We start from the raw sequence: 18,561 nt of genomic DNA, 5'->3' as shown, positions 1-18,561 counted from the left end.
TCGTCTTCATGGGCACACCGACGTTTGCCGTCTCCGTACTTGAGCGCTTGCTCGAAGAAGGATACAATGTCGTAGGTGTCGTCTCGCAACCGGACAAGCCGGTCGGACGCAAACGCGAACTGAAACCGACGCCGGTGAAAGAGTGTGCCTTGCGCCACAACATCCCGGTATTGCAACCTGAGAAGGTGCGGACCGATTACGAGGACATCTTGGCACTCGAGCCGGACTTGATCGTGACGGCGGCGTACGGACAAATCGTCCCGACCGAGCTGTTAGAAGCACCGAAACATGGCGCCATCAACGTCCACGCCTCGCTATTGCCGAAACATCGGGGCGGTGCGCCGATTCATCAAGCCATTCTCGACGGGGACAAGGAGACAGGCGTCACAATCATGTATATGGTCGACAAGCTCGATGCAGGCGATATGATTGCCAACACGGTCGTCCCGATTGAAGAGTCGGACACGGTCGGCACGTTATTCGACAAGCTCGCGGTCGCAGGGTCGGACTTGTTGCTCAAGACGCTTCCTGCCTTCCTCGCCGGTTGGATTGAAGCCGTACCGCAAGACGAGCGTGACGTCACGTTCGCACCGAACATCAGCCGGGAGCGGGAACAGATTGACTGGACCCGTTCCGGCGCAGACATCTATAACCACATCAGAGGGATGAATCCGTTCCCGACAGCGTATACGACGATTGCCGGTGAACGGGTCAAACTGTTCTTCGGATTGAAAACGACAGGGACGGGTGAACCGGGAACGATTGTCCGGCTTGAAGCGGATGGATTTGTCGTCGCGACAGGCGACGCGGTCGCCATTAAAGTGGTCGACTTGCAACCATCTGGTAAAAAACGAATGGACGGGGCCACATTTATGCGTGGGGCCGGCCAGAAGTTACAAGTCGGCGATCGACTAGGAGGATAATATGAACGTACGAGTTGCAGCACTGGATACGCTAATCAAAATCGAACAAGGCGGCGCCTATTCGACGATTGCGGTCAACGATTTATTGAAACAGAAGAAATTGGCGACGAAAGACGTCGGCCTATACACGGAACTCGTCTATGGGACACTCGGCCGCAAACGGACGCTCGATTATATTTTAGAGAAACGGGTCCAAAACCCGAAAAAACTGGACCGTTTCGTCTTGCCACTCTTACGGATGAGCGTCTATCAACTGTTTTATCTCGACAAGATCCCGGATCGTGCCGTCTTGCACGAAGCGGTCGAGATTGCGAAAAAACGGGGCCATTCGGGTACCGGCAAGTTCGTCAACGGCGTGTTGCGCAACGTCATCCGGGACGGGTTCCCGGATTTGAGCACGCTTCCGGACGCTGAACGGATCGCCATCGAACATAGCCATCCCGATTGGCTCGTCGCCGAATGGGTAGAGACGTATGGCGTCGAAACGACAGAGGCGATGTGTAAATTGAACAATGAGCCGGCTCCGGTCACGGTGCGGGTCAACCGCCAGCGGGTCACGGTCGAAGAGATGATTGAGCGGCTCGCCGAAGTCGATGTCGTCGCGACACGTTCGGAACTGTCAGCGGACGGTCTCATCATCGAATCCGGGAACGTGCATGCGACAGCGTTCATCGATATGGGCTTGTTGTCGATTCAAGACGAGAGCTCGATGATCGTCGCCGATGCGCTTCAAGCCGGGAAAACGGAACGCGTCCTCGACGCATGTGCCGCACCAGGTGGAAAAGCGATGCATACGGCGGAACGCATGGATGGTGGAACGCTCATCGCCCTCGACTTGCACCCGCATAAAGCGAAATTGATTGAACGTCAAGCGAAGCGTCTGCATATCGATGGAGTGACCGCACTTGCCCTCGATGCCCGTCAGGCCGGGGACAAATTTGAACCGGAGAGCTTCGACCAGATTTTACTCGACGTCCCATGTTCAGGACTCGGTGTCATCCGCCGCAAGCCCGATATCAAATGGACGAAAGACAAGTCCGCCCTCGCCGGACTGCCGAAAGTCCAACGCGAAATCATTGACGCCGTCTTGCCACTGCTCAAACGAGGTGGTACGCTAGTGTACTCGACATGTACCATCGACCCTACTGAGAATGAACAGCAGGCCGATTACATTTTGTCGACCGGATTGACGTGGGATGAGACACTCCAAGACCGTCTTCCACAAGTATTGCGCCCGATGGTGTCATCGGACCGCGCTGAACTCAAATTACTCCCGACGTCGTTCGGGACGGACGGTTTCTATATCGCCGCATTCAAGAAAGAGGTATAAACATGAATCCAAAAGCAGTTGAAAAAAATCCATTGGTCGGTGCCAAGCCGTCTCTCTATTCCCTCACGTACTCAGAGCTCGAACAGTGGCTCATCGAGGCAGGAGAAAAATCATTCCGCGCGAAACAGTTATATGACTGGATGTACGTCAAGCGCGTGACATCGTTCGACGATATGACGAACGTCTCGAAACCGCTCCGCGAAAAATTAGACGCGGCGTTCCAATTGACGACGTTGAAAGAACTCGTCCGTCAAGAATCAAAGGACGGGACGATCAAGTTCTTGTTCGAGCTTCAAGACGGTTATTCGATCGAGACGGTGCTCATGCGCCATGAGTACGGGAACTCGGTCTGTGTCACGACACAAGTCGGCTGCCGTATCGGTTGCACGTTCTGTGCTTCGACGCTCGGTGGTTTGAAACGTAACTTAGAGGCCGGTGAAATCACGGCCCAAGTCCTCGACGTCCAGCGCGCGCTCGACGCGAGCGAAGAGCGGGTCGACTCGGTCGTCGTCATGGGAATCGGCGAACCGTTCGATAACTACGACGAATTGATGCGCTTCTTGCGCACGGTCAACCACGATGACGGCTTGAACATCGGTTCACGTCACATCACCGTGTCGACGAGTGGGATCGTACCGAAGATTTACAAGTTTGCCGATGAAGGCATGCGCATCAACTTCGCAATCTCGCTTCACGCGCCGACGACGGAGATTCGGACACGCCTTATGCCAATCAACCGTGCTTACAACTTGGACAAGTTGATGGAAGCCGTCAACTACTATACAGAGAAGAGCGGTCGCCGCATCACGTTCGAATACGGTTTATTCGGCGGGGTTAACGACACGGAAGAACACGCGCATCAACTCGCTGACTTGTTGAAAGGCGTCAAATGCCACGTCAACTTGATTCCAGTCAACCACGTGCTCGAGCGCGATTACGTCCGCACACCACGTAAACAAATTTTTGCCTTTGAAAAAGTGCTCAAAGATCGAAAAGTGAACGTGACGATTCGTCGCGAACAAGGTTCGGATATCGATGCGGCTTGTGGGCAGCTTCGAGCGAAGGAGCGCGAACAAGAAACGAGGTAATCACGAAGATGGAGTTAGCATACCGAACCGACCGAGGCCAAGTGAGAGCACAGAACGAGGATGCCGTCTTGATTTTAGGGGACGAACATGCCGGGATTGCTCTCGTGGCCGACGGGATGGGAGGACATGAAGCCGGGGAGGTCGCGAGTCAGCTCGTCATCGAGCAGTTTCGCCGTGCCTTCTCGACGCTTCCGGCCTCGCCGATGGAGATGGAGAATTGGTTCCGCCAAAACGTGGAACTGGCCAATAATCAAGTGCTCGATTTCTCGAAACAAGCCAACCTCCTCATGATGGGGACGACGATCGCCGGTGTCTGTTGGCACGACGAGACGATTGTTATCGTCCACGTCGGGGATAGTCGTGTGTATGCCTTGCGAGATGATAAGCTGCAACAATTGACGGAAGATCATTCCTACGTGAACGTGTTGAAACAACTCGGCGAATTGACCGAGGAAGAGATGCGCGTCCATCCGAAACGTAACATTATCACCCGTTCAATCGGCTCGAATGAGCATGTCGAACCTGATCTGCAAGTGTTTGCCGAACCCGAGTTTGACACGATTTTAATCTGTACGGACGGCTTGACAACTCATTTGACTGATGAGGAGATCAAGCAAGTCTTGAAACGTCCCGTCTCGGCGGACGTCAAGGCGGATCAATTAATCGATCAAGCCAACCGTTTGGGTGGGAGTGACAACATCACCGTTGCCCTCGTCCAGTTCACAGATAGAAAGAGAGGATGAATCCGATGCGAAGTGGAGAACGAATCAACGATCGTTATCGGATCGAACAGCAAATCGGCAGCGGCGGCATGGCAAATGTCTACCGGGCTCACGATGAAATTTTAAACCGAACCGTCGCCATCAAGGTGTTGCGATCTGAATTCTCGCATAACGAACAATTTATACGCCGGTTCGAACGGGAAGCCCACGCGGCGACTAGTCTGAACCATCCGAATATCGTCGCCATCTACGACGTCGGAGACGAGCGTGACATCTATTACATCGTCATGGAACACGTCGATGGGATGACGCTCAAACAATATTTGCAAGAAGAGTACATATCTGTCGACGAGGCGCTTCGCATCATGGGACAGATTTGTGATGCCATCGACCATGCCCATGCGAATCGAATCATTCATCGGGACATCAAACCGCAAAACATGATGATTGATCAGAGCGGCAACGTCAAAGTGACTGACTTTGGGATTGCGGTGGCCATGTCGAACGCGACGCTGACCCATACGATGTCAGTGCTCGGCTCGGTCCATTACTTTTCTCCAGAACAGGCGCGCGGAAAGTTCGCCGATGAGAAGTCAGATATTTATTCACTCGGTGCCGTCCTGTATGAACTCGTGACCGGACGCGTTCCGTTCATCGGGGAGACGCCAGTCGCCGTCGCACTTCAACATTTGCAAGACGACCCGATTCGACCGATGGATTTGAACCCGAACATCCCGCAAGCGCTTGAGAACTGCATCATGCAGGCGCTGGCGAAATCACCGGGCGCCCGTCACACATCGGTCGCCGCCTTTAAGAAGGATTGCATGACGGCGCTCGACCCGGAACGTGCGAACGAACCGAAACGCCTCAGTACGGAACAGGACGCATTCGATCAGACGCTCGTCATGTCACCGGTCGTCCCGGACGAACCGAACGTCAAAGAGACACCGGAACAACCGGTCGCACCGAGCGAACCTGAGACAGCGAACCCGAAGCCGAAACGGAAGAAGAAGTGGTGGCTATGGCTCCTACTCCTCTTCTTGTTGATTGGCGGCGGAATCGGGGCATATGTCATCGCCGATGAGATGTCCCGTGCCGTCGTGCCAGACGTCGTCGGGATGACGAACGACGAAGCGACGACCGAACTCGAAACAGCCGGTTTTGTCGTCGAAGCGACAGAGCGGGCGAGCGATAACATCGCCGCTGGCGACGTCATTTCGCAGACACCGCAAGCCGGTCGGAAACCGAAACGCGGAACGACCGTGACGATTGTCGTGTCGGCCGGGAAAGAGACGGTTGCGATGCCGGACGTCGAAGGATTGTCTCAGTCGGCGGCCGAGCGGACGCTCAAAGACCTCGACTTTGCGGATATCGAAATTCAATCCGAGGCGTCGGAGACGGTCGATAGCGGCGATGTCATCTCCCAATCGATTGCTCCGGACAACGAGGTCGTCCCGTCTGAAGAGACGGTGACGCTCGTCGTCTCGACCGGTAGCAATAAAGTCGAACTCGCCAATTTAGCCGGGTATACGTTTGAGGAGGCGACGACGTACGCCGAACAGAATAGCTTGAAAATCGTCAAACGAGACGAGTATTCAACGAGCGTGCCCGCCAACCAAATCATTCGTCAGTTACCGACGGCCGGAACAGCCGTCGACCCGGGGACGGAATTGACCGTCATCGTGTCGCAAGGGGTCGAACCGACCGACGTCTCGATTGAACGGGAAGTCAACGTCGAAATCGATCCGCCTGCTGAAGGCGAAGAACCTGTGGCACTCGATGTCGTCATTCGGACGGTAGACGCCCGTGGCGAAGTCGAAGTGTTGCGTGATAAGATAACGGAGACGACGACTTACTCGTATACACTCGTCATTGCACCGGACGAAGTCGGAACCGCGACGATCGAAGTCGACGGGGAAGTCGTCCGAACGGATACGGTGACGTACGCACAAGCAAAAGATTCACAATGAAGAGGTGGCGTGCGCGTCGCCTCTTTTTCTAAGGAGGTCATAGGATGAAAGGTACGATTATTCGATTACAAGGCGGGTTTTATGATGTCATGACGGAAGAGAAACAAGAGATCCGTTGTCGCGCCCGCGGCAATTTCCGCAACCGGAACATCTCGCCGGTCGTCGGCGATGATGTCGACATCCAAGACCAAGGAGACGGCACAGGCTACATCTTGGCCGTCGACGAGCGGTCGAACCATCTCGTCCGCCCGCCGATTGCTAACATCGATCAAGCGTTCCTGCTGTTCTCGGTCAAGGAACCGGCGTTCTCGTTCCATCTGCTCGACCGTTTCCTCGTCTTAATCGAATCGAAGCAAGTCCACCCGATTATCGTCTTAACGAAGATGGACTTGTTGACGGAGTCGGAGCTCGAAACGATTCAAGCAGCAGCAGCTTTATACCGGTCAATCGGCTATGAGGTCATCGAGACGTCGACGGAGAACGGGGCGGGGATCGAACAAATTCGTGGGTCGTTTAAGGAGAAGACGAGCGTGTTCGCCGGACAGACCGGTGTCGGCAAGAGTTCACTCTTGAACGCGGTCGCGCCGGAACTTGAACTCGCGACCGGGAAAATCTCGAAGTCGCTCGGCCGAGGCAAGCACACGACGCGTCACGTCACGCTCATCACGCTCGCTGACGGGCTCGTCGCTGACACGCCTGGTTTCTCGAGCCTCGAGTTCCCAGAAGAACTCGCAGTCGAGGAGATGCGCTGGTGCTTCCCTGAGTTTGTCGAACGGCATGACGACTGCAAATTCCGGGGCTGTGCCCATTTGAACGAACCGGGTTGTGCCGTCAAAGCGGCCGTCGAGGCGGGAGAAATCGCTTCCACCCGTTACGAGAATTATGTTACGTTTATGGCAGAGTTAAACGATAGACAACGGAGGTACTGACATGATTAAAATTGCACCATCAATTTTAGCGGCGGACTTCGCCAACCTAGAGGCAGAAGTGAAGGCGGTCCAAGAAGCCGGCGCGGATTATATCCATTTTGATGTCATGGACGGTCAATTCGTCCCGAACATCTCGATTGGTCTCCCGGTACTCGCAAGCTTACGGAAGAAGTCGGACATGGTACTCGACGTCCATTTAATGATCGACCAGCCGGAGCGCTTCGTCGAAGACTTCATCAAAGCGGGAGCGGATATCGTCACAGTTCACGTTGAAGCGACGAACCATTTGCATCGCGTGCTTCAACAAATTAAGGCGGCCGGAGCCAAGTGTGGCGTCGTTCTCAACCCGCATACGCCGCTATCGTTGATTGAACACGTGCTCGGTGACGTCGACATGGTCCTTCTCATGACGGTGAACCCTGGCTTTGGGGGTCAGAAGTTCATCGAATCGGTCGTGCCGAAAATCGCGGCGTTGAACGAGATGCGCCAAGCGCGCCGTCTCGACTTTGAAATCGAGATTGACGGCGGCGTCAACGCGGAGACGGCGAAATTATGTATCGATGCCGGTGCTGACGTGCTCGTGGCCGGCTCGGCCATCTATAACGAGCCGAGCTATAAAGACGCAATCGATAGCATTCGCAACGCATCTCGTGTATAATCGTCCATAGAACAACAAATATTGTCGCAAGGGGTGTCACATTCTGTGGCTGAGAGGCATACGCTAACCCTTTGAACCTGTTCCGTTCACACGGACGTAGGGATGTGGCGAAAATGCACGTTGCTACTCGATAGCAGCATGGCGTTTACGTCATGCTGCTTTTTGTCGTTCGCTCATAATTTAAGGAGGGAAATAGATGAAACAACGTTTAAAATTACAGGCGCTCATTGAAATCTCATTGTTCGCCGCACTCGGTTTGATTTTTGATTTGCTCATCCCGTTCCGGATGCCGCAAGGCGGGTCAATCAGCTTGGCGATGTTGCCGATTTTCGTGATGGCGTATCGTCACGGCTTGAAAGGCGGACTTGCGACCGGTGCACTCGTCGGAACGCTGCAATTGCTGTTCGGGGCCTACATCTTCACGCCGGTCCAGTTCCTGCTCGACTACACGTTCGCTTACGGTGTCGTCGGTATGGCGGGACTGTTCGCGGGTCAAGTGAAACGAGCCGCCAAAGATGAGGCAAAAAAGACGCTCGTCGTCTATTTGGTGCTCGGCGCGCTCCTCGGCTCACTGCTTCGTTACGGCGCCCACGTCTTGTCGGGGATCGTCTTCTTCGCCGAATACGCGGAAGGTCCGGTCGTCGCCTACTCGTTCGCCTATAACATGACGTACATGCTCCCGTCCTTCCTCGTGTCGGCCGTCGTCCTCGTCCTCTTGTTCGTCTCGGCGCCGCGCTTCGCGACGCTCGCGACCCGGGACGTCCGCTAATGCGGGTGTTGATTGTGGCGGCCAGCCCGGAACCAATCTCGGGACTCCCGCGTGACGTCGATTACATCATCGGCGTCGATGGGGGGTACGAGACACTGTTGAACCACGGGCTGAACCCAGATCTCGTCGTCGGCGATTTCGACTCCTTCACGGGCGAAGTGCCGATCGACGCCGTCCGTTATCCATCTGAGAAAGATGTGACCGACCTCGAGATCGCTCTCGAGGCGGCACGGGGGCATGGCGCGACTGAGATGCTCGTATACGGCGCGCTCGGCGGCCGGCTCGATATGACGCTCAGCAATATCGGTCTGCTCGAGGCGTATCCGGAGATGCGTCTCGTCACGGCAGGGCAGACGGTACGACTCGTCGGGTCGGGACGCTATGAACTCCCGCGTCAAGACGGTCACTATTTGTCGCTCATCCCATGGAAGCAGGCGAACGTGACCATCCGCGGCGTCAAATATCCGCTCGACCGTCACGATGTCGTCAGCCATGAGGCGCTCACCATCTCGAACGAATGGGACGATGAAACGGCGGACTTGATCGTGCACGAAGGTATGGTGCTCGTGCTGTATGTCAAAAAATGAACACAAAAAAATCCCATCGGCGAATGCCGCTGGGATTTATTTCGTTCGTGTATAAAAATTATACGCGTTCAACGAGACCTGATTTAAGAGCGCGAGCTGAAACCCAAACTCGTTTAGGTTTACCGTCAACGAGAATACGAACTTTTTGTACGTTTACACCCCAAGTGCGTTTTGTCTTGTTGAGTGCGTGCGAACGGTTGTTACCTGATTTAGGTGATTTACCTGTTACGTAGCATTTACGTGCCATGCGTTTCCCCTCCTTTTTTATGTGGGTTCGTCCTAATAGACACTCGTTTATATTAGCACGGGTTTTTTCACGATGCAACTAGAAAATCATAGGATGACAAGAAAAAAACTTGACATTACTGGAAAGGATTTTAATAATGAATGAGGGTTACGGCTACAATTGACCGAGTTTATGGAGCAGGTTCTTTTAATAACTAGGTACTTATTGTAGAATGTAGTGAAGGAATCATTCCGAATAAAGGAGGCTACTCCATATGGCAATTGAAATGAAGACAACATATGGCAATATTGACATCACGAACGACGTGGTCGCGACACTCGCAGGCGGTGCGGCGATGGAATGTTTCGGCGTTGTGGGAATGGCGTCTCAAGCTCAATTGAAAGACGGGATCGCAGAACTATTGAAACGTGAAAACTACGCCCGAGGCGTGGTCGTACGTCAAGATGGAGAAGACGTACATATCGACATGCACATCATTGTAAGCTACGGGACGAAAGTGTCGGAAGTCGCATACAACGTGCAAAGCCGTGTAAAATACACGCTCGGTGAAACTTTAGGATTAAACGTTTCGTCGGTAAACATATTCGTACAAGGCGTTCGTCTGACGAATGACTGACGAGAACGAAGGAGGATTTGGTGTGGGTTTAAAACGTTTAGATGGATTGGTGTTCGCGAACATGGTCGCGAACGGTGCAGCCAACTTGAGCCAGAATGCGGATTATGTAGATTCGCTTAACGTCTTCCCGGTGCCGGACGGCGACACGGGGACGAACATGAATTTGACGATGACATCGGGTGCGAAAGAAGTGGCCGCACTCAACTCGGCGAATATCGCTGACGTCTCATCGAAGTTTGCACGCGGTCTCTTGATGGGGGCACGTGGGAACTCGGGCGTTATTTTGAGCCAGTTGTTCCGTGGTTTCGGTAAAGCAATCGAAGGCAAGACAGAAGTGTCGACAGTCGATTTCGCCGAAGCGTTGAAACGTGGCGTCGATACGGCATACAAGGCGGTTATGAAACCGGTTGAAGGAACGATTTTGACGGTTGCTCGTGAAGCGGCCGACGAAGCGCTCCGTGCTTCAGAGTCGACGAGCGACTTCAACGAGTTCATGGAACTCGTGATTGTCGAAGCGAAAGCTTCACTCGAACGGACACCGGACTTATTGCCGGTCTTAAAAGAAGTCGGCGTCGTCGATTCAGGCGGCCAAGGCTTGCTCGTCATTTATGAAGGGTTCCTCGCAAGCCTCGAAGGCAAAGAACTTGAGAAACCACATGCACCGGTCATGGATGCGCTCATTGAAGCTGAACATCATGCCCACGCCGCGCAAGGATTCATGTCGACGGAAGACATCGAATTCGGCTATTGCACGGAAATCATGGTCCGGTTCCAAGACGAGAAATTGAAGGACGCGCCGTTCAACGAGGACACGTTCCGCAATGAATTGTCTGAACTCGGTGACTCGCTCCTCGTCGTCGCAGACGAAGAGTTGCTCAAAGTTCACGTTCACGTCGAGACGCCAGGTGACGTCATCACGAAAGGACAGCGTTACGGGGAACTCGTCGCTGTCAAAATCGAGAACATGCGTCAACAGCACTCGACCATCTTAGAAGAAGAGCATGGCGCCAACCAGCACGGCGTTCAAACGGCTGCTCCGACGGCTCCGAAGGCGAAAGCGCCGTTCGCAATCGTCACGGTCGCGATGGGCGAAGGTGTCAGTGAATTGTTCCGTTCACTCGGGGCGGCCCACGTCATCGAGGGCGGTCAGACGATGAACCCATCGACGGAAGATATCGTCAAGGCAATTGAAGCGGCCAACGCGGATCACGTCTTCATCTTCCCGAACAACTCGAACATCATCATGGCTGCTGAACAAGCGGCCTCGGTCGCCCCTTGCGGCGTCTCGGTCATTCCGACGAAGACGGTGCCACAAGGACTCGCGGCAGCGATCGCCTTCAATCCGGAAGCGGATGTGGAAACGAACGAGCGCGGCATGAAGGCTGCGGCAAGCGCCGTCAAGTCTGGTCAAGTGACGTATGCAGTTCGTGATACGAGCATCGACGGTGTCGAAATTCGTAAAGACGACCACATGGCGATTGCCGAGAAGAAAATCGTCGCCTCATCGGCTTCGAGCCTCGAAGCGGCGAAAGCGCTTGTCGACGCGCTCGTGGATGCTGATGACGAAATCATCACGATTTTGACGGGCGAAGGTTCGTCAGCGGAAGACGTCGCAGCACTCTCGGCGTATATCGAGTCGAAGAACGACGAGATTGAAATCGAGGTCCATGACGGGAAACAACCGCTCTACTCCTACATTTTTAGTGTGGAATAAGCTGTAACTCAGCCCTACCTTCTGTATAATGAAGGTAGGGCTTTTTTGAAAGGGGGAAATGCGATGAAATATCGCAGTGTGTTTGATATCATCGGTCCGGTCATGGTCGGTCCATCGAGTTCGCATACGGCCGGAGCCGCGCGCATCGGCCTCATGGCTGGGAAGTTGTTCGGGCGTATGCCACGGCTCGCGCACATCACGTTTTATGGGTCGTTCGCCGATACGTATCGGGGGCACGGTACCGATGTCGCCATCGTCGGCGGCATCATGGGCTTCGATACGTTCGATTTGCGCATCCCGCAAGCACTCGATATCGCCAAAGAGCGCGGCATCGAGGTCGTCTTTGAGACGAGCGATGCGTTGACAGACCATCCGAACACGGCCCGGGTCCACCTCGAGGACGAGGATGGTACGTTCGAAATCGTCGGGATTTCAATCGGCGGCGGGACGATCGAGATTACCGAGTTGAACGGATTCCCGCTCAAACTGTCAGGCGGCGGTCCGGCACTCGTCGTGTTGCACCATGATCGCTTCGGGGCGATCGCGGCCGTGACCGGCATCTTGGCCCGGCATGAGTTGAATATTGGGCATATGGAAGTGAGTCGTCACGAGAAAGGCAAGCAAGCGCTCATGGCGATTGAGATTGATGAACATCTGTCAAAAGACGTGTTAGCGGAAATTGAGCGGTTACCTCAAATCGAGCGGGTAGCCATCTTTGGGGAATAAGGAGAAACCAATATGTTTAAATCAGTAGAAGAATTAGTCAGAACGGCAACAGAGCGAGGCATTCCGATTTCAGAAGTGATGATCGAGCAAGAAGTGCACGTCAGACGCTCGACGCGGGAAGAAGTCGTCGGCATGATGGAGCGCAATCTAGAAGTGATGGAAGAAGCGGTCGCGCGGGCACTCGAAGGCGTGACGTCCGTGACGGGTCTCACGGGGAACGATGCCGTGCTCATGACCGACTATATCCGTTCCGGCAAATCGCTCGCCGGAGACTTGATTTTAGATGCGGTCGCAAAAGCGATCGGCACGAATGAAGTCAACGCGGCGATGGGACGCATCTGCGCGACCCCGACCGCCGGAAGCGCCGGCGTCGTACCGGGTACGTTGTTTGCGGTCAAAGAACGTCTGGAGATGGACCGTGACGCGATGGTCCGCTACTTGTTCACGTCAGGAGCGTTCGGCTTCGTCGTCGCCAACAACGCCTCGATTTCAGGAGCGGCTGGTGGTTGTCAGGCGGAAGTCGGCTCAGCGACCGGGATGGCCGCCGCGGCCATCGTCGAAGCGGCCGGCGGGACGCCGGAACAATCGGCGACGGCGTTTGCAATCGCACTAAAAAACATGCTCGGTCTCGTCTGTGACCCGGTGGCGGGGCTCGTCGAGGTGCCGTGCGTCAAACGGAACGCCATGGGCGGGGCGAACGCCATCGTTGCGGCCGATATGGCACTCGCCGGCATCACGTCACGGATCCCTTGCGACGAGGTCATTTCCGCGATGCATGAGATTGGCCAGATGATGCCGACCGCGTTGAAAGAGACAGCGCGTGGTGGTCTCGCCAATACGCCGACGGCACGCCGTCTCGAACGAAACATCTTTGGAGAGAAAGAAAATGTCCAGAAGTGAGGCGTTGACGACGCTGAAAGGGGTCGGGCCAGAGATGGCCAAAAAATTAGAGACGATGGGTCTCGAACGAATCGAGGACGTGCTGGAGCACGTCCCGTTTCGTTATGAAAATTATAATAGCGGCACGGTGACGACGGCCATTCACGGAGACCTCGTCAAATGGAGCGGCACCGTCCAGGCGGCACCGCTCGTACGCTATTACAGCAAAGGCAAGAACCGGCTCCAATTCCGCTTGTTGCTCGAGGAGCGTTATGTCGTCCACGTGACGATGTTCAACCGGGCCTTTTATAAAGACAAGCTCGCGCTCGGCGCCACGGTGACGGTCAAAGGGAAATGGGATATGAACCGGATGACGATCAGTGCGACCGACCTCGAGTTCGGTGAGCTCTCGGATGGGTTGCAACCGATTTATTCGCTCCGGGCCGGACTGACCCAAAAGAATTTCGGACGCATCGTCAAACTCGCATTCGAACAGACGACCTCGTTCGAGAATCGCCTGCCCGAATCGATTCGGCAACGTTATCGTCTCGAGGACCGGGAGACGATGTTGAAAGGGATGCATTTCCCTGATTCGGTCGAGACGTATAAACAGGCACGCCGAAGTTACGTCTATGAAGAGTGTCTGCTCTATCAATTGAAACTCCAGGCGTTCCGTAAGATGGAGCGGGCGGGGAAAGGGCGCGCGCTCACGCTCGACAAGCAGCGGTTGAACGAGTTCGTCAAACAGCTCGCGTTCCCGTTGACAGGGGCACAGACACGTGTCATCCGGGAGATTGTCGGCGACTTAGAAAAGCCAGAACGGATGAATCGGTTGTTACAAGGGGATGTCGGGAGCGGAAAGACAGTCGTTGCCGCGATCGCCTTGTATGCGACGGTGTGCGCCGGCTATCAAGGGGCGCTCATGGTCCCGACGGAGATTTTGGCCGAACAGCATCTCGCCTCGTTGCAGGCGCTGTTCGAACCTTACGGCATGCGCGTCGGGCTACTGACGAGTTCGGTCAAAGGCAAGGCTAGGAACGAATTGCTCCAGGCGATTAAAGACGGCGACGTCGATATCATCGTCGGGACGCACGCCTTGATTCAAGGGCCGGTCGAGTTTTCGCGTCTGCATCTGGCCATCACCGATGAGCAACACCGGTTCGGAGTCGAACAGCGGAAAATGCTCCGTGACAAGGCGGAACTCGCCGACGTGCTCTATATGACAGCGACGCCGATTCCACGGACGCTCGCCATCAGCGCTTTCGGGGAGATGGACGTCTCGACGATTGATGAGATGCCGGCCGGGCGGAAGCCGATTGAGACGTATTGGGCCAAGACCGATCAAATTGACCGGGTCCATGCGATGGTGAACCGTGAGCTCGCCCTCGGACGTCAAGCGTACGTCATCGCGCCGCTCATCGAGGAATCGGACACGCTCGAAGTCGAGAGCGCGACCGCGCTCTACGACATGTTACGGGAGCGCTTCCCGAATTATGCGGTCGGTCTCATGCACGGTAAACTGTCGAGCACCGAGAAAGAGGAGGTCATGAAGGCTTTCGCTAGCAACGCCCTCCAAATCCTCGTCTCGACGACGGTCGTCGAGGTCGGGGTGAACGTGCCGAACGCCTCGCTCATCATCATCCACGACGCCGAACGATTCGGCTTGGCGCAACTGCACCAGCTGCGCGGGCGTGTCGGTCGAGGCGCCGATCAATCTTACTGTATATTGGTAGGGGATCCAAAGTCCGACGTCGGGAAACTTCGTTTAAAGACGATGACCGAGACGAATGACGGATTCGTGCTCGCCGAGAAAGACTTGGAACTCCGCGGGGCCGGTGACTTCTTTGGGACGGCCCAAAGCGGTCTGCCGAGCTTCCGCGTCGCTGATCCAGTACTCGATTTAAAAGTGATGGAAGTGGCGATGCAAGACGCCGTCCGGCTGCTCGGGAGCGAGGCGTTTTGGAATGAGGCGACGTATGCCCCGCTCCGGCACTATTTGAAACGACTCGACTTACTCGTCGGAGAACGATTGGAATGACAAACAAAACTTGAAAATAAAATCTAAAGAATATATACTGCTATTAGTACCAGGTATTAAGTTCTTTAGCATAGAGTTTAGGAGGGAACTGAATGCGGGTACCTAAGAAAGAGCGGCAACGCTTATTGCAAGAAACGATTGATCGCAACCCGTTCATCAAAGACGAAGAGCTGTCGAAACAGTTTGCCGTCAGTATTCAAACGATTCGACTCGATCGGATGGAGTTAAAGATTCCGGAAGTGAGAGAACGGATCAAGCACGTTGCCTCAGAACACCTCGATGAAGTGAAGTCGCTCGCCATGAGCGAGGTCATCGGTGATATGATTGACTTGAAGCTCGATGAATCGGCCATCTCGGTTCTCGACATTGAGAGAGAACACGTCTTTAGCCGCAACGAGATCGCCCGGGGACACGTATTGTTCGCCCAGGCCAACTCGTTAGCGGTGGCGCTCATCAATGATGAATTGGCGTTGACCACTAAAGCGGACATCCGGTTTAGTCGCCAGGTCCATCTTGGAGAGCGAGTCGTTGCCAAGGCTCGTGTAATCAAACTACGTCGGGACGGAAGAACGGACGTCACAGTGGATAGTTATGTCGGCGAAGAGTGTGTCTTTAGCGGAGACTTCACGATCTATCGTCGCGGTGAGGAGGAACAGGCATGAAATTAGCAATCGATGCAATGGGCGGGGATCATGCCCCGAAAGCAATCGTGGAAGGCGTCAAACAGTTTGCCGACGCGTTCCCGAATGAGCAGATGGAACTGTTTTTAGTCGGAGATGAGGTCAAACTCGCCTCTTATGGGTTGACCGACCCGCGAATCAAAATCGTTCCGGCAAGTGAAGTCATCACCGGAGACGATGAGCCGGTCCGGGCCGTCCGTCGTAAAAAGGACAGCTCGCTCGTCGTGGCGGCCAAACTCGTCAAAGACGGAGAGGCCGACGCCCTCGTCTCGGCTGGGAATACCGGCGCCCTCATGGCGGCGTCACTATTCGTCATCGGACGGATTCCCGGCATCGAGCGTCCCGCGTTGTCACCTACGTTCCCTACATATACGGGTAGCGGTGTCGTCATTTTAGACGTTGGGGCCAATCCGGACGCTAAGCCTGAGCACTTGGTCGACTATGCGATCATGGGCTCGCTCTACGCTGAGCACGTCCGCGGCGTCAAGCGCCCGCGCGTCGCGCTACTGAACATCGGGACCGAGGCTGGGAAAGGAAACGCCCTCACGAAAGAGGCGTACCCCCTCCTTGAACAAGCACCGGTCCACTTTGTCGGCAACGTGGAAGCACGTGAGGCGATGTCCGGTGACGTGGACGTCATCGTCACCGAAGGGTTCGCCGGAAACATTTTGCTCAAAGGTGTCGAAGGTTCGTCATCGATGCTCATGAAGATGATGAAAGAACAGTTCACGAGCGATTTCGTCTCGAAGCTCGCCGCTCTCGTCTTAAAACCGAAGTTGAAACGATTGAAACAAACATTAGATTATCGGGAACACGGTGGAGCCGGGTTATTCGGCATCAACGCCCCGGTCATTAAAGCGCACGGTTCGAGCGATGCGCTCGCCATCATGAGCGCGCTCAAACAGGCGAAAATCATGGTCGATCACGACGTCGTCGCGAAGATCAAGCAAGCCAAAGCCACAAACTAATTTAAAGAAGGTGAGTACATGGGGAAAACAGCATGGGTATTTCCAGGACAAGGGTCACAAGCCGTCGGCATGGGCCAAACGTTCCTCGACAATCCTGAACAACTGCACGCGATCGGCCGTCGCCTCGGATTTGATTTACTCGACGCCATGGCGGCAGGATCAAAAGAAGAGCTTCAACGGACAGAACTGGCCCAACCGGCCATCGTGGCACATGCGGCATCACTCGCACAAGCTCACGCCAAAACAGGGGCCGCGCCAGACATGGTGATCGGTCACAGCGTCGGAGAATATGCGGCACTCGTCATCGCCGGCGTCATCGATTTGGAAGAGGCGAGCGTACTCGTCCACGAACGCGGTAAGCTCATGTCAGAAGTGAAGGATGGGGCGATGGCAGCCGTCATCGGGATGACCGATGTCGACGAGGCGTTCCATGTGACGGAGAAAATCAGTGCTAGCGGGAACCTTGTACAAATCGCCAACTACAACTGTCCGGGTCAGTTCGTCATCTCGGGACACGTCGACGCGGTCAAACAAGCCGAGACGGACTTGAAAAAGGCCGGCGCGAAACGCGTCTTACCGCTCAATGTCTCTGGTGCGTTCCACAGCTCGTACATGATGCCGGCCGCGACGCGGTTCAAAGACGTGCTCGCTTCGTCACCGTTCAAACCGGCGGCGATCGGGATTATCTCGAACGTCGATGCCGAGGTCCATACCGACCCGGAGAAATTGAAAACACTCCTCACCGAGCAACTGTACGCATCGGTCCGATTCGAGGCGTGTGTCCGCAAAGCGATCGACGCTGGCGTCGACACGTTCATCGAATTTGGTCCGACGTCGCCATTGTCGGGTCTCATCAAGCGAATCGACGCGAACGTGACGATCAAACAGGCGACGACGCTCGAAGAGGTGGCCGCGTTAGGAGGAGAAGTACGTGCATGACCAAGTAGCAATCGTGACAGGCGCGTCCCGGGGGATCGGGGCCGCCATCGCGAAGCGTTTAGGGGAGGACGGCTTTCGGGTCGTCGTGAATTACTCGGGTAGTGTTGAGAAAGCAAAGGCTGTCGTCAGTGAGATTGAAGCGAACGGGGGCGAGGCCATCGCCGTCAAAGCGGACGTCTCGAATGCGGATGACGTGAAGGCGCTCATCAAGACGACGGTCGACACGTTCGGCCGCATCGATTGCCTCGTCAACAATGCGGGCATCACGCGTGACGGTCTCCTCATGCGCATGAAAGAGGCTGACTTTGACGATGTCTTGTCGACGAACTTGAAAGGTGCGTTCTTGACGTCGCAAGCCGCGACGCGGACGCTCTTGAAATCGAAGTCGGGCCGTATCATCAATATCGCCTCGGTCGTTGGCATCACGGGTAACGCCGGACAGGCCAACTATGCGGCGGCGAAAGCCGGGCTGATCGGCCTGACCAAATCGGTCGCGCGTGAACTCGCCGGACGCCATGTCACGGTGAACGCCGTCTGTCCTGGATTTATTCAGACGGACATGACCGATGCCTTGACCGACGCCCAGCGTGAGGCGACGCTCGGACAAATCCCGTTCAACCGCTTCGGCCAAGTCGAAGACGTGGCGAACGTCGTCTCATTCCTCGCTTCACACCAGGCGGCTTACGTGACGGGTCAAACGATTGCCGTTGACGGCGGGATGACGATGGCTTAAAATCAGAACTTTACCAATCGAATCACATTTTATATACTTTAATTT

General features: G+C 55.0%; 19 protein-coding genes and 1 riboswitch. Of the genes, 18 read left to right on the top strand and 1 reads right to left on the bottom strand.

The window, feature by feature from the left end; all coding sequences use genetic code 11:
* Window positions 1–8 precede the first annotated feature (8 nt).
* The 9 genes from fmt to KNP80_RS03780 all read left to right on the top strand — a co-directional run bounded on the left by fmt (window position 9) and on the right by KNP80_RS03780 (window position 8,976).
* Window positions 9–923, top strand: a complete 915-nt coding sequence (fmt, locus tag KNP80_RS03820) for a methionyl-tRNA formyltransferase (protein WP_353047970.1) — start codon at window positions 9–11, stop codon at window positions 921–923.
* Window position 924: 1 nt separating this feature from the next.
* Window positions 925–2,253, top strand: coding sequence for a 16S rRNA (cytosine(967)-C(5))-methyltransferase RsmB (rsmB, locus tag KNP80_RS03815; RefSeq protein WP_214833704.1), 1,329 nt, complete (start codon window positions 925–927; stop codon window positions 2,251–2,253).
* 2 nt (window positions 2,254–2,255) lie between these two features.
* Window positions 2,256–3,341, top strand: a complete 1,086-nt coding sequence (rlmN, locus tag KNP80_RS03810; RefSeq protein ID WP_021067076.1) for a dual-specificity RNA methyltransferase RlmN — start codon at window positions 2,256–2,258, stop codon at window positions 3,339–3,341.
* Window positions 3,342–3,349: 8 nt separating this feature from the next.
* The gene (locus KNP80_RS03805; RefSeq protein ID WP_214719459.1) at window positions 3,350–4,084 is read left to right on the top strand and encodes a Stp1/IreP family PP2C-type Ser/Thr phosphatase; all 735 of its coding nucleotides are present in this window, start codon (window positions 3,350–3,352) and stop codon (window positions 4,082–4,084) included.
* A 5-nt stretch (window positions 4,085–4,089) separates the two neighbouring features.
* A complete protein-coding gene (gene pknB / locus KNP80_RS03800; RefSeq protein ID WP_214719458.1) occupies window positions 4,090–6,033 on the top strand; it encodes a Stk1 family PASTA domain-containing Ser/Thr kinase in 1,944 nt (647 codons plus the stop codon).
* A 44-nt stretch (window positions 6,034–6,077) separates the two neighbouring features.
* Window positions 6,078–6,962: a ribosome small subunit-dependent GTPase A gene (rsgA, locus tag KNP80_RS03795; RefSeq protein ID WP_214719457.1), complete on the top strand. Its 885-nt coding sequence runs from the start codon at window positions 6,078–6,080 to the stop codon at window positions 6,960–6,962.
* A gap of 1 nt (window position 6,963) precedes the next feature.
* Window positions 6,964–7,620, top strand: coding sequence for a ribulose-phosphate 3-epimerase (gene rpe, locus KNP80_RS03790; RefSeq protein WP_029595716.1), 657 nt, complete (start codon window positions 6,964–6,966; stop codon window positions 7,618–7,620).
* Window positions 7,621–7,639: 19 nt separating this feature from the next.
* Window positions 7,640–7,740, top strand: a riboswitch (TPP riboswitch).
* A 76-nt stretch (window positions 7,741–7,816) separates the two neighbouring features.
* Window positions 7,817–8,389 (top strand): energy-coupled thiamine transporter ThiT, encoded by a 573-nt coding sequence (gene thiT, locus KNP80_RS03785; protein ID WP_021067081.1) that lies wholly within the window; start codon window positions 7,817–7,819, stop codon window positions 8,387–8,389.
* A complete protein-coding gene (locus tag KNP80_RS03780; protein ID WP_214719456.1) occupies window positions 8,389–8,976 on the top strand; it encodes a thiamine diphosphokinase in 588 nt (195 codons plus the stop codon). The genes thiT and KNP80_RS03780 overlap by 1 nt, the downstream gene beginning before the upstream one ends.
* A gap of 58 nt (window positions 8,977–9,034) precedes the next feature.
* On the opposite strand, the gene rpmB is transcribed toward KNP80_RS03780, so the two are convergent.
* A complete protein-coding gene (rpmB, locus tag KNP80_RS03775) occupies window positions 9,035–9,223 on the bottom strand; it encodes a 50S ribosomal protein L28 (RefSeq protein WP_015881349.1) in 189 nt (62 codons plus the stop codon).
* A 253-nt stretch (window positions 9,224–9,476) separates the two neighbouring features.
* Between rpmB and KNP80_RS03770 the strand changes: the two genes are divergently transcribed.
* From KNP80_RS03770 to fabG, 9 genes are all read left to right on the top strand, one after another.
* Window positions 9,477–9,839 carry an Asp23/Gls24 family envelope stress response protein gene (locus tag KNP80_RS03770; protein ID WP_016509701.1) on the top strand — a complete coding sequence of 121 codons (363 nt, stop codon included), beginning with the start codon at window positions 9,477–9,479 and terminating at the stop codon, window positions 9,837–9,839.
* A gap of 22 nt (window positions 9,840–9,861) precedes the next feature.
* A complete protein-coding gene (locus KNP80_RS03765) occupies window positions 9,862–11,553 on the top strand; it encodes a DAK2 domain-containing protein (protein WP_214832332.1) in 1,692 nt (563 codons plus the stop codon).
* A 63-nt stretch (window positions 11,554–11,616) separates the two neighbouring features.
* Window positions 11,617–12,279 carry an L-serine ammonia-lyase, iron-sulfur-dependent subunit beta gene (gene sdaAB, locus KNP80_RS03760; RefSeq protein ID WP_214833701.1) on the top strand — a complete coding sequence of 221 codons (663 nt, stop codon included), beginning with the start codon at window positions 11,617–11,619 and terminating at the stop codon, window positions 12,277–12,279.
* 12 nt (window positions 12,280–12,291) lie between these two features.
* On the top strand, window positions 12,292–13,179 hold the full coding sequence (gene sdaAA / locus KNP80_RS03755) for an L-serine ammonia-lyase, iron-sulfur-dependent, subunit alpha (RefSeq protein WP_021067085.1): 888 nt from the start codon (window positions 12,292–12,294) through the stop codon (window positions 13,177–13,179).
* A complete protein-coding gene (gene recG / locus KNP80_RS03750) occupies window positions 13,166–15,196 on the top strand; it encodes an ATP-dependent DNA helicase RecG (RefSeq protein WP_214833698.1) in 2,031 nt (676 codons plus the stop codon). Before sdaAA ends, recG begins: the two co-directional genes overlap by 14 nt.
* A 92-nt stretch (window positions 15,197–15,288) precedes the next feature.
* The gene (gene fapR, locus KNP80_RS03745; protein ID WP_021067087.1) at window positions 15,289–15,858 is read left to right on the top strand and encodes a transcription factor FapR; all 570 of its coding nucleotides are present in this window, start codon (window positions 15,289–15,291) and stop codon (window positions 15,856–15,858) included.
* Window positions 15,855–16,844, top strand: a complete 990-nt coding sequence (plsX, locus tag KNP80_RS03740; RefSeq protein WP_021067088.1) for a phosphate acyltransferase PlsX — start codon at window positions 15,855–15,857, stop codon at window positions 16,842–16,844. The genes fapR and plsX overlap by 4 nt, the downstream gene beginning before the upstream one ends.
* An 18-nt stretch (window positions 16,845–16,862) precedes the next feature.
* Complete coding sequence (gene fabD / locus KNP80_RS03735; protein ID WP_214719452.1) at window positions 16,863–17,783, top strand: ACP S-malonyltransferase; 921 nt, start codon at window positions 16,863–16,865, stop codon at window positions 17,781–17,783.
* Window positions 17,776–18,516 (top strand): 3-oxoacyl-[acyl-carrier-protein] reductase, encoded by a 741-nt coding sequence (gene fabG, locus KNP80_RS03730; protein ID WP_021067090.1) that lies wholly within the window; start codon window positions 17,776–17,778, stop codon window positions 18,514–18,516. Before fabD ends, fabG begins: the two co-directional genes overlap by 8 nt.
* Window positions 18,517–18,561: the final 45 nt, after the last annotated feature.

The sequence above is a fragment of the Exiguobacterium sp. E4787 genome (assembly GCF_018618375.1).
Lineage (GTDB): Bacteria > Bacillota > Bacilli > Exiguobacteriales > Exiguobacteriaceae > Exiguobacterium > Exiguobacterium chiriqhucha.
The sequence above is the reverse complement of the archived record's forward strand: the minus strand, read 5'-3'. Positions and strand labels throughout refer to the sequence as shown.